Here is a 20,495-nt window from a genome sequence, read left to right as displayed (position 1 = left end):
CCTGTAGCTTCAATGCCCACTATGGTCAGCAGGAAAAGATGTTTAGATAATGTTGCTATAAGCTTGCAACATTGATCGCGATCACGTTTAATGTCCCGGCTTTCACATTTTCCGAAGATAACCATGATCGTTCGCCCCCAACAACACTGGCTACGCCTGATATTCGTCTGGCATGGCTCAGTATTATCCAAAATCTTTTCACGCTTGCTGCTGAATTTCCTGCTCTCCATTGCCGTTATCATCATGCTGCCATGGTATACGATGCTGGGTATCAAATTTACCCTGGCACCGTTCAGCATTCTTGGTGTCGCAATTGCAATCTTCTTAGGCTTTCGTAACAACGCCTGTTATTCGCGCTATGTTGAAGCCCGACATTTATGGGGGCAGTTGATGATTGCTTCCCGTTCGCTTCTGCGTGAGGTGAAAACGACCTTACCAGACGATGCTGAACTGGGACAGTTCGTTCGCTTGCAAATCGCATTTGCCCATTGCCTGCGTATGACTTTACGTCGACAACCGCAGGCGGAACCCCTGGCGAAATATCTCAGCGAGAGCGATTTACAGACCGTTTTTGCGGCTCAATCACCGGCCAACCGCATTCTGCTGATGATGGGGGAGTGGCTGGCCGTTCGCAGGCGAAATGGGCAGCTATCTGATATATTATTTCACAGTTTAAACAACAGGTTAAATGATATGTCAGCAGTGCTGGCAGGTTGTGAGCGTATCGCGAACACACCCGTTCCGTTTGCTTACACCCTAATCCTGCATCGCACGGTATATCTGTTTTGCATCATGTTGCCGTTCGCGTTAGTGGTGGATTTACACTATATGACACCGTTCATCTCGGTGCTTATTTCCTATACTTTTATCTCGCTCGATACGCTAGCCGAAGAACTCGAAGATCCGTTTGGTACAGAGAATAATGATCTGCCACTCGATGCGATTTGTAACGCGATTGAAATCGATTTGCTGCAGATGAATGATGAAACCGTTGTGCCGGCGAAACATATGCCAGATAAGCATTACCAGCTGACATAGCATCCGGTAGAGCTGGTAACACGACCAGCTCTTATTGTTTCACGGAAGGAATAGGTAAGACTTGATGCGCCGGTGAGTGCGGTTTTAGCCGAATTCTCTTTGCCACCACGCAGGCTGCATATCGGTAAATGAATGAAACTCGGGGGCCAGATCTTCATCATTGGGATCATCAAAAACGCCCGCTAATAGCGCTATTACCGGAGCATCATCAATGGCACCAACTGAACTTCCGCATTGAGGGCAAAAAGCGCGACTGGAGGTTTCTGAAGAACGCCAGGTAGTCGGTTTACCCGCTTTTCCCGTCCATTCTACATTTTCAGCATTAAATTCAATCCAGACGACGGTTGGTGCACCGGTATGCTTGCGGCAAATATCGCACGAGCAGGTATGCGAATTATTAGGGCTCGTCGCGGTAAAGCGAACAGAGCCACACAGACAACCGCCAATGTAGATTTTAGACATGACAATCCCCCGTCAGTAAACGTTCTCAGACACTAGCAGATGACTGGCTTCATCACTAGATCCTCATCGTAAAAAGGCGAGGGCGCGCATGGGGAATTCACAATAATTATCAGCCCCTGGTATAAAGAGGCTGATACCAGGAGGTCAGTGCTTAAGAATTGTGTTTAGCAACGATAAACAACCGCGGAAACGCCAGCAGTATTTTCCCATTCTCTTGCAGTGGATATTGCTCCTGCAGCAATGCATGATAACGCGCCAGATAGCGATGTTGTTCGCTTTCACTCAGGTCCTGCAACCAGGGACGCAACCCCGTCGAACTCACCCAGTCGATAATTGACTGGTGTGAATCCATAACGTGATAGTAGGTTGTACGCCAGATATCAACATCGCAACCCATGTCAGTCAAAATATCATAGTACGCATGCACTCCGGGAAGAGGCGCACGGCCGCGATCGGGGTAACCCAGTTCATAGGCAACTTCACGCATCAGAACATGTGTTGGCTCCAGCCAGTTATCCGGCATTTGTACAGCCAATACGCCATCTTTCCCCAGCAGAGAGACCAGGTGGGGGAACAGCTGATAGTGATCGGGAACCCATTGCAAAGATGCGTTTGCATACAACAGATCTACGGGCTCTTCTGTCTGAAATGCGCTAATATCCGCTTCGATAAAATGACAGCCAGGCAACGCGTTACGCGCTTCGCTCAGCATTGCCGGCGAAGAATCCACGCCTGATATTTGCGCTGATGGCCAACGTTGATGTAGCAATGCGGTGCTGTTACCCGGGCCGCAGCCGAGATCGACGACTGAGCGGACATTCTCCAGCGCGACTCTGCTGAGTAATTCAGCTGCGGGTCGCGAACGTTCGGTTTCATATTGCAGATAGAGCGAAGGGTTCCAGTCAGCCATGTTTCTGTATCCTGTATGCGATGAAATAGTATGATTCTGAGCCAGCAATTTCCATCACGCCCTCAGAATCAATGATTCTTGTTCCTTCCCAGCATAGTAAGTGTAGCTTTAAAGGGTAAAAATAGGACAAATCGTATTACAAAAGATAATAATTCATAATCTTTCTTATACTTCTTTTGCTTTCTCTTCAGGATCGCGATCTCTCTTTGGGCATTCAAAAAACTTCTGACATAACATTCACCATTATTATGGTTGTCGATAAAGTCATCACCGTAGTTGCTCTCATAGAGGCTTATGCAGTATTTTATTTTTTCCTTAATAGACTCAATGTCATCAAATTGAATCCAATATTCAGATAACAAATATGCTATCAACTTCTCCTGGAAAACAGACATGGTACTGTGTGTATCATTCAAAAATATCGCATCGAAATCTTCTATAGAAGTGGAGACAGAAGGGGGATATCGATATGACATAGGCCCTACTGGTGCCGATGTCATATTCAGAAACAAGTATGCTGATTAATATATTTTCCCACATCAACAACTTTATTTGTATCGGGGTCAACATTGAATACTATAAACCGCATTTGTGGGCAGAACAGTTCCAGGCTTTTTTTACTGCATTCCGTTTGTAACCATTTATGACTGCCACTTTCGGTTTGTACCTGATTGAGGTTTGCATCCTTACTGCACACAAAACCATCCACGATTGCTTTTTGCCTTGCAGCATCCAGATTCAAGCCAATAACATTTAGCTCATCGACGTCTTTGTCATGTGAGCTGGCAGAGACGCGGGTCAACGCACAACCGGTCAGTGTGAATGAAAGAACCAATAGAAACGCGACGCGTAAGATAGCGTTGTCATTTTGATGAACATGGATAGTTCTTTGCATTGTGCTGTAGGGTCCGTTGCTGTGAAATTCCAGGGCACAGGTTTGTGTCGTACCTTGTGGTTGTACGCGAAAAGGACTGAGTGAGCAATTGCAACGTCAGCGATTTGACGTATGCGTAAAGTATATGGTTTGAATGGTAGTCGGTGAACAGCCTGAATCCAGGAACAACGCTGTCAGGCGTTATCAATGACCAGCACAATGATGAACCCAGTATGGCAGATTTCACTTCTCTCTATCTAAGTGCGCATAATGTATATTATGTTAAATGGCGTGACGTAACGCGTAAGTCGCTTGTAATCTACGTTAAAACAGAGAAAGCCTTCTCTCCCATGCCTTTCATCGTATATGTAGTTCACTTCTAATGCAACTACAAACAAGCGACCAACATCACAGCCCCGCCCTTTTCATTTCATCACCCCTTTTATCAATCACATACGGGCATTAATTGATCCGTTTCGATCACTCAACAGATCGCGTTACCGCATCATAGGTGCGCTCGCAGACACTCCCGGCGCTTGCGGCGGCATCAGCATACTTAGCGATTTCTCCCGCGCGGCGGTCAGATTCTTCGTACAGGTCGGCAAGCAAACTTGCGGTTTCGGCGGCTGTCTGCCTTCTGGCGGCATCTGCGGAAATGCGGCCTGTTTCACTGGCTGCGAGTTCACGCCTGATATTGGCAATTGCTCCGCGCAACCTGTCAGCAGCATCGTTAGCAGCAACGGCATCAGCCAGGGCTTTTTGTTTTTCCTTTTCAGCGTTATTGACGATTTCCTGTGTTTCTTTTTGACGGCGCAATTCTTCATTACGTTGTTCCTTTTCCTGTTTAAGTTGCGCGGTTCTGTCAGCTTCATCGCGCTTTGACCATTCAATCTGCCAGTCTTTGCGCTCCGCTTGTTTTCCAGCGTCATAAGCCTGCTGGTGAATAACATAGCCTGTCCCGTATAAAACTGACGCAACCAAAAAACCAGTTAAAAGCTTGTATCTGGTTTTCATTTGTCTAAACCCCAGCACGTTAATTCGGATTCCTGGTCTCGTCGGATAACCTGACCGTAACAATTATTCTCTCGGAGGCGGCAATCACGCCCGGCGTCATGTACCCAGCGCTTTATTTCTGCGCATGCCCCGAACCTGTCCCCGGCATTTAGCTTTTTGTAAAACGTCGATGAGAAACATTTACCTGGACCAATATTCCACGGACAAAATGACGCAATGCCAACTTTCTGAGGCTCACTTAGTGGCACATGGACATTTTTATCAACCCATGCCAGCGCTTTAGCCTGTTCAGCTTTATCTATCTTGTCGCACTGCTCATGCGTTAATTTCATGCCTTTGATTACCGGCTTTCCATTAACGTAAGTCACACCGCCGCATATAGTCCAGATTCCCCGGCTTTTGTCCTGATATGCTGTCAGGCTTGTTCCTTCTTTTTCATGCTGAAATTGCGCCATCATCACAGGAGCACTTGCCCCGACTGCAATAAGTGCCAGCATTACCGCGCTTAGTTTGCTTTTATTCACAATTAATATCTCTGGCTGTTGAACGTAAAAACTTTTTATGCTCGTAATACCAGTTGACAAAAAAAGTCCCTATCGTGCAGAAAATACCCGTTAATACCGCCCATTCATTTAGAGATAACATTGCCATTGCGACTGTAATCACTCCTACGCGGTATTTAATCCAGTCCCAAAACTTAAATGCACCAAATACCAGAGCCATAAACAAAACAGCTACAACGGCTAGTTTTCCAGATGGCAATGCCGCCTTTATTTGTCTAAGAATCCTCACTTAATCACTCTCCGTTTCGTCATAAAAGAAAAGGCCAAAACTGCCAGCAAAAGCATGCACATCGCCAAAAGGCTCATTAGGACGCAAACGCGCAACACCGACCGCGCCAGCCCCAGCATAACCTGGTATTTTCCCGCTAAGCCTGTGCCAGACACCCGGACGCAAGCAAATTTGTGACAGTGTAACCACCCTGTCAGCGTCAGATATTTCCAGCCACCATAGTTTTGTTGTGGTCGCATAGAACAATCGCATGTTCAAAACAGTGCCATTCAGAGAGGATGTAAATTCCTGGTCCGCTATGGATGGGATTACATTGATTTCGTAGTAAGCAGGCTGCATTTATGAGCCTCCCAGCATGCGGCGCATCTTCTCAAGCGCGAAAACTTTTTGAGGCTCCTTTTTTGCATCAACAGGCGCGGCGCTTTTCTTACCTGCGGCAACTGTCCCCTTCCCTGCCGGATTGGAAGTTTTTGCTTGTGCTGATTTATTGCGTGAACGCTGGAATGTTACCGTTTCGACTTTTTGCGCGGTCAGTTTGATGGTGTAGCAATTTTTCTTAGGTACGGCTTCGATGTTTAGCGACTGGATAACGCTTTGTGGCATCGCCATAAACGAGGTGTAAACTGATACGAACTCTTTCAACTCATAAGCCGCCATGATTTGTTGAGCCTGATTCATCGCCCAAATCATGTTTTGCGTTGTATAGAGAAGCCCGTATGTATACGGAAAATCAGCACCAGTAATGATACCTTCAAAAGATACAACCTTTGGATCGTCTACCGTGCCGTCAGAGATTTTATAGCCTGTTTCTACTTTCCCCTGAGTTATGGTGCGTTTCGCTTCAAACCCTTCTCTGGTTTTTAGTCTTAGTGACACTGTAACGCCAGATTCAAACACCATAACTGCGCGTTGGTCACGTGGTGCTGAAATTGCACCCTCCATACCGTCAGCCATGAAAACCCCATAAAAAAATCCCCTACGTGGAGGGGATTTTCACACCTTCTCGGCGTGGGTAACATGGCGTGACCGCTGGCGATTACTCTGCTTTTTTTGTCTCTGTTGCTTCACAGATTCTGCGTAGGTACTCATTATTTTTGAATGAAACCATAATCAACTCAAAAATAACTCTTGTCGCGATAAGTGACACAGCAAAGCTAATACTTACCCCTTCTCTCTGTTGTAACCAGCTTAGAATAGTACCTGCGATAAGCAGTATCGTAGCAAGCCAATATACAATCGTAATGATTTTGGGCGTAATCAGCGTTTCGAATGTTGCAAAATCTTTAAATTCACTTTTTGGCATTGTTTTTTCCTTTATCTTGCCCCTGTCGATTCAGCAATATTATCACCAATATTCCCGAGTGTGGTTCCTTTATCGTTGATGTTATTCAAAGTTTCTGCTGCATCCTTACCACTACTAACATGAATATGAGTTGTTTTATTACCACTGTTGCTAATAACTTGGTTTGTCGCGGCAGAAGAAGGCATTAAACCTAGTGTGTTTTCTATACCCGGTAGAGGATTCAGGTCAAACATATCATTTAACCCACTTAGCGCTCTAAATGTGGGGGCTAATGGTGTTAAGTTATACAAGCCATTAACTACCGCTGACAACGGGCTATCAATCGCATCAGTGAAAACACCGTCACTTTTATCGTCTTTTGTCGCAGAATTAACGCTTATCGCTGCTTTGTTTGCCAAGCTAACAATGGTTCTGAGAGCAGATATTAAATTTGGATAACGTTTTTCAAATTCATCAAAGCTACCGAATAAGCTATCGAAGATGGTTCCACCTTCACCATTCAACCAGGCTTTCCATTCAACAAAAGCCTCATAAACCAGCCACACAGCCGCGCCAATAGCGAGGAAAGGCCAAAGCGCCGCCATAACCGGAATTGCCAGCGCGGTAAATGCCGCACCTACAGCGCCAAGAATCCCAATGAGAATAGCTGTTTTACTTTCATCAGCCAGGGTAGACCAAAACTCTGCAACTTCTTTCTCTGCTTTCCGTGCCAGTGGAATTAAGGTATTTGCCGCCCAATCGGTAAATTTTTGCCACTCGCCGCCGATGGTTGCCTGAGCTAAGAAGGCTTGCCAGTCATTTTTCATGACTGTCATTGTCTGTCCCCACGTCCAGCCCTGTTTTTTCAACAAATCTATGTTGCTCGCCGCCAGCTTTTCAAAGGCTTTAATCATGGTTTCTGAGGTTAGCTTCCCTTTTTCTGACATTTCACGGAGGCCTTTAACGTCTGTACCAAACGCCTCAGCTACTTTCGGAGCCATCGTCCCTATCGCTTCCATGAATGAGCGGAATTCATCGCCGCCGAAACGGTCTGATGAAAACGCCTGTCCCATCTGGTAAAGCGCGGCGTTTTTAGCCTCTTCGCTACCGCCACCCAATTGCAACGCACCCACCAGCCCCTGCGTTGCCTTAATGGTTCGCTCCTGAGAAAACCCTAGTTTCTCAGTTGCTGTAGCCATATTGGTGTAAGTAGAGATAAACGATCCGCTATCGCTTCGCATATCGCTTGCGGCGCGATTAAGCTCAAAGAATGCGTCTTTTGCGTCGCCTGTTGTTTGTTTCAGGCGCTCAAGTTGCGCCTGCTGGCGCTGTATCGTGTCCAGGCTATCAGCCATAGCATTACTGGCGGCAACAATCCCAGCCGTCAGACCTGCCCCCGCCAGAACGTTATCAAGACCAAATTTAAAACCACCGCCCCCGGTAGCATTTTTCACCGCCTCTGCTGTTGGCGTTAGCTGAGTGCCCGAAAAACTTTTCGCAGATGTATCGTATTTTGAAAACGGATTACCGGCATTTGGATCGACTAAACCACCAGCCCGACCAGCAGACCAGTTAGCACCGCCCGGAGGTGGCAACATTAAACCCCCACCGCCGCCAGACAATAAGCGCTGAGGAGGTGGTAGCAATCCCGATATGCCTGCACTCGTACCCTCTACGGCTGCACGTGCAACCTTCTGAGCCTCTTTTCTAACTGTATCGGCTAATGTCGTCCGGCTAACCAGATTTGCTCCTGTGGCGGCTATTGTCGCTACTGCTGCCGTTGTTGCTACCGATGGCGCACTGGCAGTGCTGGCTGGCGCATATGGGCTGGCGGGTTTCAGGTTGTTAACGCGCTTAATGGCTGCGTCAAGCTGGTTTACTTTGGAAATAGCATGCTCTATTGCGGCTTCAAAACTGTTTAATCCCTCCAGTTCGGGGATAACGTCAATTTTCGTTACGAGATCGGCTGACTGGTCTGTCATTTTTTCACCTTACTAAGCGCGTGTTGAACCGCGTTATCAAACTGGATAACGGCGGAGGCTCTCATAATGGAATCGAAGGAGGCGCGGCCTGACGCTACGGCGTCGTAGCTAATCAGGCCGCTTTCAATCACTCGCCAGATGACGAGCTCTGTGTGGATGGTTCGGTCAAGGTTTTCAGCAAGGCGTTGAACAGTTGCCGCATGGCTCCCTGCATTGTTGCCGCCGTGTCCATTCCAATATTTTTTTTTAACCCTGCTGTTACCGGAAGAATGGACAATTTAAGGCATTCAAGCGCCACCAGATACACATCAGCAATGTTCGCCGCGGTGAAATTGGTGTTAACGGCGTCCCATGAATCCAGAAAAGCCCCTGTATCTACCTGTTGAGCACGAGACTGTGAAAGCAGCGTAAACAGCAATTCGTCGTGGTCTTCGCGGTTGAGCATACCGAAGATTTTCGACGACATAGACAGGATACTTTCTACCTGGTTGATACCATGTTTCGCCAGAATTTCAGCTACACGCAAGTTGAAGTGAACAGCATCAAAGGCGCTCATACGGATGATGCAGTATTTTTTCCCGTTAATTTCTACGTGTTTGATTGAATCATCCATTGGTTAAATTCACCCCAAGAATCGTTGAATCAAGTTCGCCCGTCAGGAGTTTCCATTCCAGTGTTTGCGCTCCGACGCCGTTATTTGCACCATCAGACGGCTGACGGGCAAACATCGCATATCCCAGCCTGTGCACGGAAAGATTGCGTGTGTTGGTTACGGTTACAGGGATGACGGCCTTTGTTTTTTGCATCAGCGCCAGCGCGGTATTTACCGGGGAGTTACGCTGGGTGGTGAATGTTACTGAGCCTTCCTCGCTAGGATTCTCAATAAATGACCAGTCACCGCCGATACCGGACGAAATAGTAATCTGGTCGTCCGGCACTTCAACAATGATGTTGCTGTCTTTCGCCAGGCCAATTACCGGAACAACGCCTACGGTAATCAGCCAGTCTTTTGAGGACATATTGCCTAAATACATAATTAAATCCCGTAGGTCAGTGCTGAACCAACACCATCTACATGCTTGATGGCGTGGCGAAGATAGAATCTGAATTTAACGGTCAGGTCGCCTTTGATGCGCTGGGTCGCGCTGACTTCTGCCATTGTTGGACGTATAACTTCATATCCACGGACATAATCACCGTTTTCATCGGTAAAGTTTTCCAGAATACCGCCAGCAGTCTGACCTGCTTTAAGCGAGCTTTCCATTTTGTTACAAACGACTTCATACCCCGGCATGTCGTGACCAACTTTGTTACGGTTCACAAAGAGCGTTGCGAGGTCTTTTTGCATGCGGTCAGCCTGCCAGTAAGCAAAGCGCACAACCTCAATAGACTCACCGTCACCACATGTACCCGGATAAGTTACCGTGATGCCGGAACCGTAATCCTCAAACGTGTTACCGTTGAATGCCTTGATTTTCTGGTAATCAGTTTCGGTAAAGTCATCGGCTTGTACGGCATTAAGCGTCTTAAGCGCCCATGTTTCTGAGCCCGGTTGCATAACCAGACAGCGACCAGCCAGAGCTGCATCAAGGAAATTCTTTTCCCGTTTGGTGGATACAGCAAACGAACCTGCAATATTTTTTTCAAAGATATATTTAGTGATGTTGTCTGTCGCCCATGTTGGCGATGAATAGTCATCAATAAATACTGCCATTTTATCAATCTGCGATTCAGTCCAGTCAGCAATCACTTTCTGGATTGAAAGGTCGCGGGATGGGGTCATGAGCATGAAGAACTTATTGTACTGGTTCTTTATGGCTGCAATTGCCTGGCCAACTGCCGCCGACAGTACGACAGATGATTTGTGAACGACTTCCGCACCTTCCAGATAAACAATGCGCCCATCGACAAGGAACTGACCTGCTGCGCCAGAATCAGCAACGATATCATTCGCTACTCCTGTGCTTCCTGACCATACTGCGCCGTTAAATTTCGCATAACGGTATTCATCGCCCTTTACATATCCAATGGTCGCTTTTGTTCCCGATGGCGCACCAACAACCGGAACATCAGTCAATTTAATCATGGTCTTGCTGTAGGCTGCGGAAAAATCGCCTACAACGAGTGTGTCTGGTGATGGGGTCTGCGAAAAATAAGCCTGAACCGCCAGCAGGTTATCACCATTCATGCCGTCAGAAATTGCATCATCAGCACTGGTATAAACCCGGTACAGGTCTTTGAAATTTTCAACTTTTGCGCTTTCATAGGTCGAGTACTTCAATCCAAAAAACGCCGCGCCCGGTGCAAGGATAATCCCCACACCGAAAACGCCATATTGGGCGGCTGTTGTTTGCCGTCCAATTTTCACACTAAAAAGCCTGCTTAAATTCGCCATTTATGCACCCTTGATATGTAACGTAACCTCGTTCGCTTTCACTGTTGCGCTATCAATCCAGCGCTCTTTTTTGTAGTGCTGGAAAACAAATTGCAGGGTTAATGTCACCTGTGCCATTTGCTGATAAACGAGGTTATCAATTAGAGGTGAGCTATTCTCGAAATCGCCTGAGCGGTCAATAACGCAGTTGTTATCAAACTGCCAGAATTCCCCCTCAGTTGAATCAACCTCATAAAGAAAGTTTTCGAGATATGCCTGAGCGTCGTCAGATGAGCGAATCGCAATGATTTGAGCGGCACAGTTATAGTGATACACCCTGTATTCACCGTCCCAAGTTTTGGCGAACGGTTGCGGCTCACGCGCTGACGAAAGCAAATGAATGGCGGTAAACGGGTCTTTGGGTTCTGGTAGTTTTTGCTGGGCGTATAGTGGTTTATCGCCTGTTAGCTCAAGAAATGCCTGGCGAAGCCGAACCATAGCAAGATAAGGTGCGCCACTTAGTATTAATGGTGTTGCCTGAGCGTCAGTCTCTTTTAACGTCCCTTTGGGAAACTTAACGACATTCCCCACATCAAGACGGAAATTTGCCGGAAAGGTAATGCTGTTTCCGTCACCACCATCCAGAATAACCGAAGTTATGAACGATGGATCCCGCCCGTTATATGGTGTGAATAAAATATCTTTGCTGTTTCCGTTGTCGGTAAAAGTCGCCTTCTCAACATGGTAATCTGAATAATCGACTTCCCCCGAAACGGTCATTAATTTAACCGTATAGATACTCATTATTCCACCAGCGCTAGTGCGTCTTTTTCTTTCATACTAAATAATAAATACTCATAGTGGCTAATAACGCCGTTCTGCCATTCCTGACGTTGTACCACCTCATAATATTTGCCAGCACAATGCACGATAGCGCCGTTATGTTCGCCTTCCTCGGTTACTGCTAAATCTGCTTCCCCTATAGCCTCCATATGGTCTTGAGGCTTACGAGACGCAAGATATGTCTTAAATGAGCTACCGCCGTCTACTGGCTGCATACTGAGGAATGCTGTTTTCTGTTCTGAATATTCCTGGCGAACCATACCGCCCACAATTTCAATGGGGAGTGGTTGCCAGTATTGGATTAATCTTCTCATGAGTATTTAACCTTGAATGTCGCACCATACCGGAATAAAGAACCTGAATTCTCCAGCACTCTCCTGTTAGCCCCTTTTCTGGCTATTGTTTCTGGTGAGTTTGGCTTGTATAGACTTGAGGTGTGCATAATCTGATTCGTCATTAGCGCTGTTTTAGCCCCAATAATTCTGGCTACCTGCTGCGGCGTTCGATTTCCATCAATAACTGATGATATTAACTGGCGGTATTCTCTCCCTTTCATCCATCCGGCAATGCGATTTGCTGAGTACATCATGAATGGTCTGGCTGGTATCAACTCCCACCCCATAGCATTTTTGGTGCCGAAGTTATTCCAGGCGGCATAGGTCGCAACATCTATACCCTCATTCTGCGTGCCTCTGTGAATGCCAACTGTGATGGATATACCCGCCAGTGCTTGAATACGCTGGCGTAAAACCCGGTCAAAACCCTTTGTTTCCAATCTAGCTCCACCGCGCATAGATCAAACTCCGAATTCATTTTTTAAAATCTGGAATATTCATCTGCGAAAGTGCGCCTTAACCATTTTTTTATCGTGGGCGCCAAGGCTGGCCAATCGCATTTATCAGGATAATATTCTGCTAATCGGCATGACCGATGAGAATACAACCACCAGACAATGAGCCTATAGCGTCTGAGAATTCCTCACCCCACGTTGTACCCTGCCAGCCTGCCTTTTGTGCTGTCTCAGTAAAGGTCATTGCCACTTTCCCTTCACGGCGGCTTGCCACCCCGCGAACACTGGCGCTTATTCCCTCAACAGCTATTGGGGCGAGATTAGCGGCAACATACAGCGCTTTGAGGCGCTCGACGTCATAACCGTAATCTGCTGCGGCTCGAAGGTCGTAGAGCCGCTCACATTGAGAAGAAAGGGCGCTAATAGCGCCCTCATCAAGTGATAACCCCGGTAGCAGAATGGCAAGCCAGTCATTTACCGTCATGCTATCCCCCTACTCGTCGTCAGATTCAACTACGCCATCGTGCTCTTTATTGAGCTTTTTGGCTTCTGCGGCTGAAACCACTTTTAACCAGCCTTCATCAATAAACTGCTTAACACCGCCGATTTGCAGCGTTGCTACATCAACTTCTACAGCGGCAAGCGGAGCAATCGAAATGGTGATAACAGTCCCTTCACTGTTTTTTTCACCGATATGAATCGGCGCTTGCGTGGTGTTGTTCAGAAACGCTTTTTCTTTATCAGCCATGACTTAAATTACCTTAGAAGATTTAGCTGCAGCCAGCGGCGCACGGACAATTACGCCAGCGGAGCGCGACAGGCACGGAATAGACAGGTCAAGCCCACTACGCTGCACTGGCAACTGACGGAACAATACCGGAGTGGCCTGTGCGAAGTGTCGGCGATTGTTCGCCAGCGCGATACAAATGCCGTCATCATCCAGATCGGAGTTTTTGCGGAAAGTTACTTCCGGGTAAGAAGTTCGCAGGAATGACAGGACAGTGCCCAGCGTACCGCTAAGGCGTAACCCCTGAATTCGCGCCCATGCCTTAGACGGCATATGGAACTCATTCACTTCGTAGATTTTGGTGGTATTCACTGCGGCGATAATCGCTGAAACATCACCGCAAATTTTATCACCGTCAGCCGTCGCCCATGCACCGGCTACTGCTACCAGAGGAATATTCGGATGTTCGATAAAGCCGATAATCTGGTATTCCTTATTGCCACGCCACAACAGATTAGAAACTGTGCGCTCATGCGCTTCGCGGGTATTAAGCGCCAGAATATTATCAAGCGGGGTGCCTGACATTGCCGCCGCCATCACGTCACTGTAGGTGTAGCCATAGCCGAGGCCAATATCGTACATAAGCGCGAAGAATTCCCGGCCTTTAGCGCTCATCATGGGCATATCTGTACCGAATGCTGCCATAATTTTTGCCATACCAGCAGCGGAGTACATGCGATAACCTGCGTATTTTGCCCCTTCGTTAATCCCCGGCTCCTGCTGAAACATGGTTAACGCTACGGGGGCGGGCATTTCTTCCATGTACACATCTTTAGACATGGAAATCAGGTCACGGGCAAAAATTAGCCCTTGCTCGTCGGTGTTAACTCCCGGCATTGCGCCAGTTACCTGAGCTTCGGTAAAAAGCTGCGCCATCAACGCGGCTAAATATTTCTCATTCATATTTCGGAGGTTCCCTGTTAGCTAACAGTAATTACAGCGGTGTCAGTGAAACCACCGTCTTCAGTTCGTACCGTAATTGTCGCGGTCTGCCCGGTTGTAGCCCCTGCTTTAACAGTGACAAGGCCATTTGCGTCTACAGTTGCGACATTTGCATTACTGGTCTGATAAGTTACCGCTTTATTTGTTGCGCCCGATGGCGTAACGGTTGGTGTTAGCTGTTGAGTACCTCCAGCCGCCTTTGATGCGGTTTTAGGTGAAACGGTGACACCTGTCACAGGCGTTTCATGCGGAAACCCTACACTCAGCAATTCACCATCAACAACCATCACAATTGCTGTACCGCCGCGCTGAGTGTTTGATTCGAAGCGAAAGCGACTTTTATCGCCAGAATTGGCAACGCCCCATTCCATATAGCCGGTAGTGACGTTCCGGCCTTTCGGGACTGCCAAATCACCCACTTTCGGGGATTCACCCGATTTTACCGCTACGCGGATCGGACCATTTTCAACGATACCAATCGGGCAATTGATGGTTACAACGCCGATACGGGTGTTACTGCCAAATCCCGGCATGGCTGGCATGTTGGAATGTGCCGTAACAGCAATACCGATGGCATCAGTAACATCACCACCATCAGGTAATGCAACACAGGTAGAATCGTTACCTGACGTGAGTTTTACTGCATCACCGGGCGCGACTTCACCACCAGCGCGGCGGGAAGATACACGGGCAGAGGAACGAAAAGACGGCAGGACAGCTAAATCACCCGGCAATCCCGCGTCAAAATCACCTTTAATTGTGGTCTGCATTATTTTTCTGCCTCTTTTTTGCCAAACATGCGGGACTGATAATCACTGTGCGCATCATTGCTTTTGTCTGCACCTGATTCATCGTTGTTGATGCGTGGATTACGCGGCTTTTGCTCAAACTTTTTGCCGCAAGCCACCAGCGCCATTGATAACGCAACATCAACCTGTTCATCGCTCCAGCTATCCATGTTTACTTCTGGATTTGCCTTACGGATGATGGCCTGTTTAACGAGACTGATATCGCCCAGGCTGTCGGTATTGATGTTCAGTCGTTTAGCCGTTTCTTTAAGCTGATGTTCCTGACGACCGTCAGCAACTCCGCGCTCGTAGGCTTCGTTGCTGGCTGAATCCATATTTACCAGGCGGTTATTTGCTTTGAGCAAGTCACCACGCACAGTGCTAAGGTCACTGGTGAGCGTTTTTTTGTCCGTCTCCAGTTGTTCGATTTTGGCTAACGCTTCTTCTAATTCCATCGGTTCACCGTCCAGATTGAATGTTGCTGTCTTTACCCGTGGGTTGCGCACTATGCTCAGGTGGTTGTAGTTAATACCCTTCTGCACCGTGTCAAACTCTTGCCCGTCAGGGGCTCGTCCAGTTTGTTTGGGCTTTTCGTCACACTGGTAGCCAGCCGACGCCCCGCGTAATCTTTTGTCCTGCTGAATCAGGCGAATGGATTTCTCATCCTGAACCAGAGCGCGGGCTACCAACTCATCGCCCTGACGCATTACGGCAGTAACCACACCAGCACTGACAGCCCGGTAATTTTTTGACGTCACCAGACCATTACGAGGATGTGACACCGTAACAGGCTTGCCGATTAAGGTATTCATTGAGTCCTGGTTAAACAATTCATCGGCTGAGCGGTACTCTTTTGCCGTGAATGCATCACCGCGATTGCGGTCATAAACCAGTACGCCCGGACGGGCTATAGGGATATCAATCTGGAGATAACCTTCCGGGGTTATCTCCCATTGTTTTATTGCATCAACGTTAATCTGTGTTTCTTGCTGCAATTTCTTTCTCCGCTTCTTCCACATCCGACGCAGAGAACAACCATTCAGGAAAACAGCGGCAACCGTTAGGTTGACCCGGATTCCCGTCTCGTGGCGGTCTGGTCGGCGTGTATGCCTTACCTTCGCGCCCAACATGCTCTTTTCGCTCGCGTTCGTCTAACATGCCCCGCCAGCGGTATATGCTCATCCCGGCAATACGTGCATTGGCTTCCTCAAGATTCCATGCCTGATTGCCAATCTCATTACGGGCAACGTTACGGGCTCGCCGGAAAGGTATCTCCATCTCATCAGCCAGTTTATTAGCGATGTAATCAACGCCGCGCCCCTCGCGCAACCCCTGCTGTACTGTGTTAATCCCGCGTTGAAGTGCTTCATCAGAAACATTCTCCATACGCCCCATGCTTTCGGTTAACCAGTCGGCGGTTTGCTGCAATAGCTTCTTATCACCGTCATAAATATCGACCGCTATCAGGTCTGCCATGTTCTCATGCGGAATAGTTATACCCGGCGCAAGGTCAACATTTGCGGCGGCTTTAATGATGAGTCTGAAATCATCCAGAGCAGAATCGGCAAGTTGCGTGGCGGTGGTATTCATCGCTGGCAGTGACGGGATAACACTGGCTGTGCGTAGCGATTCAGATAACTTTGCCACCTGTTCGGAGACTGCCCCCGCCGTGTCTGGCGTAGCTGGCAAGCCTTTTTTCAGGTCAATCAGGCTTACACCATCAACGCGGAAGCGCTGGTAATAGCTTTGCCAGTATTCATCGGTAAAACCAAAGTTCCCGTTTGCGATAGCGGTCTGTATTTCATCGGCGGTGCGGTTAATGATGCGAATATAAGTATCAGGCTTAGTGTTTGTTACTCTGGCAAAATCTTTAGCCAGATTTATACCTGCCTGCCTTCTGACTTCACTGATGACATACGCCGGAACCGCGCCAAACTCCCCGTCTTTTAATAATGCGGGTATTGCTTTGAGAAAAATTGACGCATCTGGCAATAGCTCCTGAGTTACAGACTTTATAAGTATTTCTTGTTGTTCCCGCGTCATGCGGGAATAGTTTTTACCCGCTCGCTGCTTGATGTAAACGCGCACTTTTTTAACCGTTGCAGCGGCAATAAAATCTCCCAGCACATCATCAACGGATACATCTTTACCATCAGCCGCATCAGTATTGAGAAGTGCACCGGATTTACCGATTGCACGGTAAGTCTTTAAACAGGCTTCGCGAACCCATTTACAAAAAAGCCGGGTGTTATCACCCAGCTTTTGCGCGTAAACCAGTTCTATCGCCAGTGGATAACCAGCGTCATAACGTGGTTCACTTTTCGGCATTATTGGCCTCACTATTGCTGGTTTCGGTATCGTTCTGGTTCAAATCCTTGTCATTCTGGTCATCAATAGTGCCTGTTGCTGGCGCTGCTTCAGTCAGGAGTGTTACGGCTGCTGTTTCCTTCGCCGTTGCCCTGGCTTCTTCGCTGGTGATGGCTCTCATCTGGTAATAAATCTGCGCGGTTTCCGCTACCTTCTTGTCCCTTTCTACCTCGCGGTCAATTTGCCCCTGAGATTTGTTAGGAATAAAGTCAGCTTTTACGCCCAAATATCGCAACGTCAGCTTTTTAAGTGCCGGGATAATGTCATTGGTGGTGATGTGAGAAACAAGGTTTTGCCATTGCGCATCGGCGCTGGTATCGCTGTTAGATAGTCCTGACCGCCGTTCAGCCAGCATTGATACCGGAAACCCTGTTTCAGCGCACACCAGCTTGATAGCCATATCAACAAGGTCAGCGGTTCCCGTCATACTGGACTGTAAACGGGTAATATCTTCATCTTTATCAATTGCTACCATGTCATTCAAATGCCTGGTAGCAGCAATACCAGCCAGACGACGCGCCGCCATAGCTTCGCCTTTCGCTGACTTTAAATCTTCTGCAAGTTCATCTTTTTTATAAATATCCTGTACTGATAGCGACAAAATACTGATGATTAACTCATGAGACAGGCCAAGACGTTGTAACGAAGCATAAGGTTTACAGAGAACCGGCTCGCCAAATTCGACGCCAGCACTACCGTAAATAGGCTGGTATTCTGGATCGCCAAAAAGGAGTGAATCATCTTGCTCAATAAAGACCTCGCCACCAATCGGGCTTTTAAGCTGAATACGCCAGCCTTCCGGCAGACCGAAAAGCGGATCGTTATAATCAGAAAACCAGTCATTTGATGGTGTAATCCAGTTTGCACCGTGGCTTCTAACCCAATCATCACCCATGACCAGCACCGACCATCCCTGATGGCGTTTAAGCACAGTGGCGCGTTCGACGCTCTGCCAGATACGCATATCATCAAAAAGTTGTTTTATTTTTTTATCATCCTCCGGTTTATCGGTGATGATATCGAAGCCGTTAAGCATCGCTGCAGCAACCGGTTCGCTGATGATGCGCCAGCCTATCCCGGATGTTTCGCCAGCCAGTGCCGCCACCAGCGGAATTTTGCCCTCTGCGGCTCTGGCCTTCATTCGGTTTGCCGTTGGCGACCCCATCCCGGCAGCACCTTTAACACCATGCGACACGCTTTCCATCATGGTCACGTAGCTGTCAATGTTATAGCTGGCAGGCTGTAAGCCCTCTTTTGTTAAAATTCCCTCCGTGGGAATTAAGCTGGTTTTGTTCGTCATTCGATAATTCCTGATTTCATGCGTACCAGATGGGGGAATATGGCGTCGGCATAGTCTGTGGACACACCCAGCCGTTTTTTAACTTTCGGTTTTGCTTCAATTTTTATCTTGTCTTCTGGCGTGGTTTCCCACATGACACCAGTAGAATCAGAAAGGATGCGATCGAGATATCGGCGTGGTATCTGGTTTGAAATAGCAAATAAGCCATCTGGCGGCATAATTCCCGTTTCCATCCACCGCACAGAGTCATTAACCGCGTCACGATACGCCCACCACGCCTGAGCACGTAGGTTGTGAAAAGTATCTTCGTTGGCTCTCCCGCCGCGATAGCGTGATTTTTTGCGCAACACTTCGCCCTGTGCCACAAACTTACGAAATTCAATGTCTGAATCTTCGTATTTGTTAAGTTCGCCTTTAACACCTGAACCAACGCCTACAGAGTCATAAATCAGTACTGAACAACCTTCTTCTGTTGCCAGCTTTAACGCCTGCTGCGCTAACTGAACAGTGTCACGCGCCTGTAATCGCTCCATACGGTACAAAAAACGCCCGTCAAAGAATGACAACACCGAATCGTCATCACCTTCATCGGCAACATCTAGTACCGCTGTTTTAACGCCAGTTCGACAGGTTTTCGCCAGTTTCGAATCAGGCGACACCACCAGTTTTTCCAGATGACCACGATTGACAACAGCACCCGGTAAATCACTGACAGGAACACCATTCCAGATGTTGTCGTACTTATCCGGGTAATATTTCAGGGTGTAGCGACGTTCTTTATCCAGAGTCGAATTAAAGTACGGGTTGTGATACCAGTTCACCTCCTCAACAAACCAGTCGTCCTCCGCGTTGAGTACGAAACGAACGTATGTTTCATCCCATGCAAAAGCCGGGTTAAAGGTAATCCACAATTCAGCACCTTCACGGCGTAGTGTCGGTGCAAGCGTTTCCCATGCCTCAGCCGATATCGCGTGTGCTTCTTCCACCCAGCAAATGTCCACGCCTTCAATGGATTTAATGCTGTCGAGATTTGACTGAAAGCCCAAAAACCTGAATTCTGCTCCAGATTTAGCCTTTATGCTGTTCTGCGTTATCGTGAATTCAGACTCATAACCAAGACGGCGTATTGTGTCGCTAAGTAGCTTATGCGATGACGCGTCTATAGATTTCTGTACCCTACGCAAACAGAGAATTCGAAGGTCATAACGTACAGTCAACTCAATTAGCGCCTCAGCAATGCGCCATGATTTACTGGAACCACGCCCCCCACGCAGACACTTTACGCGGTGCGGCTTCGTGGTCAGCTCTCGCATTGTTCGCCGCCACTCTGACATTTTCTTTTTGTCAGAAAGCCAGTAATTACGGCGCTCTAGGTCGTTTTCTGGTGTTATTTCAATCGCCGTCATCGCCGCCAATATCCCTGTAGATTTCAGTCAGCGTGTCTCGCGCTATTCGTTTGCCCTCGTCCGTTATTGGTTTACTTACATCAACACCCGCCAGCGAAAGTATCCGCGCCGCAAGGTGTGATTTATCAAGCCCTTCAACCTGCCAGCCATGCTTTGTGCGTTTAATATTCTTCACAGCGCGGGTATCAATCGCTCTTACCATGCTTTTGTATACCTGTGGATCAAGCCCCTTTATCTGGTCAATTTCCCGTAGCTGTAGCATTACATCTGCTGCATCCGGCGCACGGAAACGGGCTGAAAGGTCAATCAATGCCTCCTGTCTGCCAACAATATCTTTAGCAATGATGTGTTTCCGATAAACACTAACGGCCTGTTGTATCTCGTTGTCTTTAAGCAACTTTTCAGCCTGATAATCATCATTGAAACCTTTGTATTCTCTGTTGCGAGATTTTGCATAGCTGAATCCAGGCGCTTCCCGCTCACTGGCTACCAGCTTTGCAAATACATCATCTCGTTTACTTATTTTTATGGTCACAACGCCCCC

The 20,495-nt window shown here is 47.8% G+C and carries 26 protein-coding genes; 1 reads left to right on the top strand and 25 read right to left on the bottom strand.

Annotated features, from left to right (window positions below; all coding sequences use genetic code 11):
* The first annotated feature begins 123 nt into the window (after positions 1 to 123).
* Complete coding sequence (locus tag HV041_RS09125) at positions 124 to 1,038, top strand: bestrophin family protein (protein WP_061067892.1); 915 nt, start codon at positions 124 to 126, stop codon at positions 1,036 to 1,038.
* A gap of 84 nt (positions 1,039 to 1,122) precedes the next feature.
* On the opposite strand, the gene HV041_RS09120 is transcribed toward HV041_RS09125, so the two are convergent.
* The 25 genes from HV041_RS09120 to HV041_RS09000 form a co-directional block, all read right to left on the bottom strand.
* Positions 1,123 to 1,500, bottom strand: coding sequence for a GFA family protein (locus HV041_RS09120; protein WP_048211675.1), 378 nt, complete (start codon positions 1,498 to 1,500; stop codon positions 1,123 to 1,125).
* Between the two features lie 151 nt (positions 1,501 to 1,651).
* On the bottom strand, positions 1,652 to 2,410 hold the full coding sequence (gene tam, locus HV041_RS09115) for a trans-aconitate 2-methyltransferase (RefSeq protein ID WP_061067893.1): 759 nt from the start codon (positions 2,408 to 2,410) through the stop codon (positions 1,652 to 1,654).
* A 502-nt stretch (positions 2,411 to 2,912) separates the two neighbouring features.
* Positions 2,913 to 3,305: a hypothetical protein gene (locus HV041_RS09110; RefSeq protein WP_116360092.1), complete on the bottom strand. Its 393-nt coding sequence runs from the start codon at positions 3,303 to 3,305 to the stop codon at positions 2,913 to 2,915.
* A 459-nt stretch (positions 3,306 to 3,764) separates the two neighbouring features.
* Positions 3,765 to 4,298, bottom strand: coding sequence for a DUF2514 family protein (locus HV041_RS09105; protein WP_182294205.1), 534 nt, complete (start codon positions 4,296 to 4,298; stop codon positions 3,765 to 3,767).
* Positions 4,295 to 4,795, bottom strand: a complete 501-nt coding sequence (locus HV041_RS09100; protein WP_182294282.1) for a lysozyme — start codon at positions 4,793 to 4,795, stop codon at positions 4,295 to 4,297. Before HV041_RS09100 ends, HV041_RS09105 begins: the two co-directional genes overlap by 4 nt.
* Positions 4,796 to 4,814: 19 nt before the next feature.
* Positions 4,815 to 4,943 carry an HP1 family phage holin gene (locus HV041_RS25060; protein WP_234625634.1) on the bottom strand — a complete coding sequence of 43 codons (129 nt, stop codon included), beginning with the start codon at positions 4,941 to 4,943 and terminating at the stop codon, positions 4,815 to 4,817.
* A 147-nt stretch (positions 4,944 to 5,090) separates the two neighbouring features.
* Positions 5,091 to 5,429 carry a hypothetical protein gene (locus HV041_RS09090; protein ID WP_182294204.1) on the bottom strand — a complete coding sequence of 113 codons (339 nt, stop codon included), beginning with the start codon at positions 5,427 to 5,429 and terminating at the stop codon, positions 5,091 to 5,093.
* On the bottom strand, positions 5,430 to 6,044 hold the full coding sequence (locus tag HV041_RS09085; RefSeq protein WP_182294203.1) for a phage baseplate protein: 615 nt from the start codon (positions 6,042 to 6,044) through the stop codon (positions 5,430 to 5,432).
* Positions 6,045 to 6,126: 82 nt separating this feature from the next.
* On the bottom strand, positions 6,127 to 6,393 hold the full coding sequence (locus HV041_RS09080) for a hypothetical protein (protein ID WP_182294202.1): 267 nt from the start codon (positions 6,391 to 6,393) through the stop codon (positions 6,127 to 6,129).
* Between the two features lie 11 nt (positions 6,394 to 6,404).
* Positions 6,405 to 8,354, bottom strand: a complete 1,950-nt coding sequence (locus HV041_RS09075; RefSeq protein ID WP_182294201.1) for a tape measure protein — start codon at positions 8,352 to 8,354, stop codon at positions 6,405 to 6,407.
* Between the two features lie 127 nt (positions 8,355 to 8,481).
* A complete protein-coding gene (locus HV041_RS09070) occupies positions 8,482 to 8,967 on the bottom strand; it encodes a phage tail assembly chaperone (protein WP_182294200.1) in 486 nt (161 codons plus the stop codon).
* Positions 8,960 to 9,388, bottom strand: a complete 429-nt coding sequence (locus HV041_RS09065; RefSeq protein WP_182294199.1) for a hypothetical protein — start codon at positions 9,386 to 9,388, stop codon at positions 8,960 to 8,962. Before HV041_RS09065 ends, HV041_RS09070 begins: the two co-directional genes overlap by 8 nt.
* A gap of 2 nt (positions 9,389 to 9,390) precedes the next feature.
* On the bottom strand, positions 9,391 to 10,749 hold the full coding sequence (locus HV041_RS09060) for a DUF3383 family protein (protein WP_182294198.1): 1,359 nt from the start codon (positions 10,747 to 10,749) through the stop codon (positions 9,391 to 9,393).
* A complete protein-coding gene (locus HV041_RS09055) occupies positions 10,750 to 11,532 on the bottom strand; it encodes a hypothetical protein (RefSeq protein WP_182294197.1) in 783 nt (260 codons plus the stop codon).
* Positions 11,532 to 11,885: a hypothetical protein gene (locus tag HV041_RS09050; RefSeq protein ID WP_182294196.1), complete on the bottom strand. Its 354-nt coding sequence runs from the start codon at positions 11,883 to 11,885 to the stop codon at positions 11,532 to 11,534. The genes HV041_RS09055 and HV041_RS09050 overlap by 1 nt, the downstream gene beginning before the upstream one ends.
* On the bottom strand, positions 11,882 to 12,346 hold the full coding sequence (locus HV041_RS09045; RefSeq protein ID WP_233608911.1) for a hypothetical protein: 465 nt from the start codon (positions 12,344 to 12,346) through the stop codon (positions 11,882 to 11,884). Before HV041_RS09045 ends, HV041_RS09050 begins: the two co-directional genes overlap by 4 nt.
* A gap of 139 nt (positions 12,347 to 12,485) precedes the next feature.
* Positions 12,486 to 12,845 carry a hypothetical protein gene (locus HV041_RS09040; protein ID WP_182294195.1) on the bottom strand — a complete coding sequence of 120 codons (360 nt, stop codon included), beginning with the start codon at positions 12,843 to 12,845 and terminating at the stop codon, positions 12,486 to 12,488.
* A gap of 9 nt (positions 12,846 to 12,854) precedes the next feature.
* Positions 12,855 to 13,109, bottom strand: a complete 255-nt coding sequence (locus HV041_RS09035; protein WP_182294194.1) for a hypothetical protein — start codon at positions 13,107 to 13,109, stop codon at positions 12,855 to 12,857.
* Between the two features lie 3 nt (positions 13,110 to 13,112).
* Complete coding sequence (locus tag HV041_RS09030) at positions 13,113 to 14,051, bottom strand: major capsid family protein (RefSeq protein ID WP_182294193.1); 939 nt, start codon at positions 14,049 to 14,051, stop codon at positions 13,113 to 13,115.
* Positions 14,052 to 14,068: 17 nt separating this feature from the next.
* Positions 14,069 to 14,860 carry an Ig-like domain-containing protein gene (locus HV041_RS09025; protein ID WP_182294192.1) on the bottom strand — a complete coding sequence of 264 codons (792 nt, stop codon included), beginning with the start codon at positions 14,858 to 14,860 and terminating at the stop codon, positions 14,069 to 14,071.
* Entirely contained in the window at positions 14,860 to 15,873 is a 1,014-nt protein-coding gene (locus tag HV041_RS09020; protein ID WP_182294191.1) for a DUF2213 domain-containing protein, read from the bottom strand. Before HV041_RS09020 ends, HV041_RS09025 begins: the two co-directional genes overlap by 1 nt.
* Entirely contained in the window at positions 15,851 to 17,206 is a 1,356-nt protein-coding gene (locus tag HV041_RS09015; RefSeq protein ID WP_182294190.1) for a phage minor head protein, read from the bottom strand. Before HV041_RS09015 ends, HV041_RS09020 begins: the two co-directional genes overlap by 23 nt.
* Positions 17,193 to 18,545 carry a phage portal protein gene (locus HV041_RS09010; protein WP_008324336.1) on the bottom strand — a complete coding sequence of 451 codons (1,353 nt, stop codon included), beginning with the start codon at positions 18,543 to 18,545 and terminating at the stop codon, positions 17,193 to 17,195. Before HV041_RS09010 ends, HV041_RS09015 begins: the two co-directional genes overlap by 14 nt.
* Positions 18,542 to 19,951, bottom strand: a complete 1,410-nt coding sequence (locus HV041_RS09005; RefSeq protein ID WP_182294189.1) for a PBSX family phage terminase large subunit — start codon at positions 19,949 to 19,951, stop codon at positions 18,542 to 18,544. The genes HV041_RS09010 and HV041_RS09005 overlap by 4 nt, the downstream gene beginning before the upstream one ends.
* A complete protein-coding gene (locus HV041_RS09000; RefSeq protein WP_182294188.1) occupies positions 19,938 to 20,486 on the bottom strand; it encodes a hypothetical protein in 549 nt (182 codons plus the stop codon). The genes HV041_RS09005 and HV041_RS09000 overlap by 14 nt, the downstream gene beginning before the upstream one ends.
* Between the last annotated feature and the right edge of the window lie 9 nt (positions 20,487 to 20,495).

Origin of the sequence: Citrobacter sp. RHBSTW-00029, assembly GCF_014104295.1 — a bacterium.
Taxonomy (GTDB): domain Bacteria; phylum Pseudomonadota; class Gammaproteobacteria; order Enterobacterales; family Enterobacteriaceae; genus Citrobacter; species Citrobacter youngae.
The sequence above is the reverse complement of the archived record's forward strand: the minus strand, read 5'-3'. Positions and strand labels throughout refer to the sequence as shown.

Coding starts and splice junctions, on each gene's coding strand:
- HV041_RS09125 (WP_061067892.1), top strand. CDS start 124: ATGATCGTTCGCCCCCAACAACACTGGCTACGCCTGATATTCGTCTGG.
- HV041_RS09120 (WP_048211675.1), bottom strand. CDS start 1,500: ATGTCTAAAATCTACATTGGCGGTTGTCTGTGTGGCTCTGTTCGCTTT.
- tam (WP_061067893.1), bottom strand. CDS start 2,410: ATGGCTGACTGGAACCCTTCGCTCTATCTGCAATATGAAACCGAACGT.
- HV041_RS09110 (WP_116360092.1), bottom strand. CDS start 3,305: ATGCAAAGAACTATCCATGTTCATCAAAATGACAACGCTATCTTACGC.
- HV041_RS09105 (WP_182294205.1), bottom strand. CDS start 4,298: ATGAAAACCAGATACAAGCTTTTAACTGGTTTTTTGGTTGCGTCAGTT.
- HV041_RS09100 (WP_182294282.1), bottom strand. CDS start 4,795: ATGCTGGCACTTATTGCAGTCGGGGCAAGTGCTCCTGTGATGATGGCG.
- HV041_RS25060 (WP_234625634.1), bottom strand. CDS start 4,943: ATGTTATCTCTAAATGAATGGGCGGTATTAACGGGTATTTTCTGCACG.
- HV041_RS09090 (WP_182294204.1), bottom strand. CDS start 5,429: ATGCAGCCTGCTTACTACGAAATCAATGTAATCCCATCCATAGCGGAC.
- HV041_RS09085 (WP_182294203.1), bottom strand. CDS start 6,044: ATGGCTGACGGTATGGAGGGTGCAATTTCAGCACCACGTGACCAACGC.
- HV041_RS09080 (WP_182294202.1), bottom strand. CDS start 6,393: ATGCCAAAAAGTGAATTTAAAGATTTTGCAACATTCGAAACGCTGATT.
- HV041_RS09075 (WP_182294201.1), bottom strand. CDS start 8,354: ATGACAGACCAGTCAGCCGATCTCGTAACGAAAATTGACGTTATCCCC.
- HV041_RS09070 (WP_182294200.1), bottom strand. CDS start 8,967: ATGGATGATTCAATCAAACACGTAGAAATTAACGGGAAAAAATACTGC.
- HV041_RS09065 (WP_182294199.1), bottom strand. CDS start 9,388: ATGTATTTAGGCAATATGTCCTCAAAAGACTGGCTGATTACCGTAGGC.
- HV041_RS09060 (WP_182294198.1), bottom strand. CDS start 10,749: ATGGCGAATTTAAGCAGGCTTTTTAGTGTGAAAATTGGACGGCAAACA.
- HV041_RS09055 (WP_182294197.1), bottom strand. CDS start 11,532: ATGAGTATCTATACGGTTAAATTAATGACCGTTTCGGGGGAAGTCGAT.
- HV041_RS09050 (WP_182294196.1), bottom strand. CDS start 11,885: ATGAGAAGATTAATCCAATACTGGCAACCACTCCCCATTGAAATTGTG.
- HV041_RS09040 (WP_182294195.1), bottom strand. CDS start 12,845: ATGACGGTAAATGACTGGCTTGCCATTCTGCTACCGGGGTTATCACTT.
- HV041_RS09035 (WP_182294194.1), bottom strand. CDS start 13,109: ATGGCTGATAAAGAAAAAGCGTTTCTGAACAACACCACGCAAGCGCCG.
- HV041_RS09030 (WP_182294193.1), bottom strand. CDS start 14,051: ATGAATGAGAAATATTTAGCCGCGTTGATGGCGCAGCTTTTTACCGAA.
- HV041_RS09025 (WP_182294192.1), bottom strand. CDS start 14,860: ATGCAGACCACAATTAAAGGTGATTTTGACGCGGGATTGCCGGGTGAT.
- HV041_RS09015 (WP_182294190.1), bottom strand. CDS start 17,206: ATGCCGAAAAGTGAACCACGTTATGACGCTGGTTATCCACTGGCGATA.
- HV041_RS09010 (WP_008324336.1), bottom strand. CDS start 18,545: ATGACGAACAAAACCAGCTTAATTCCCACGGAGGGAATTTTAACAAAA.
- HV041_RS09005 (WP_182294189.1), bottom strand. CDS start 19,951: ATGACGGCGATTGAAATAACACCAGAAAACGACCTAGAGCGCCGTAAT.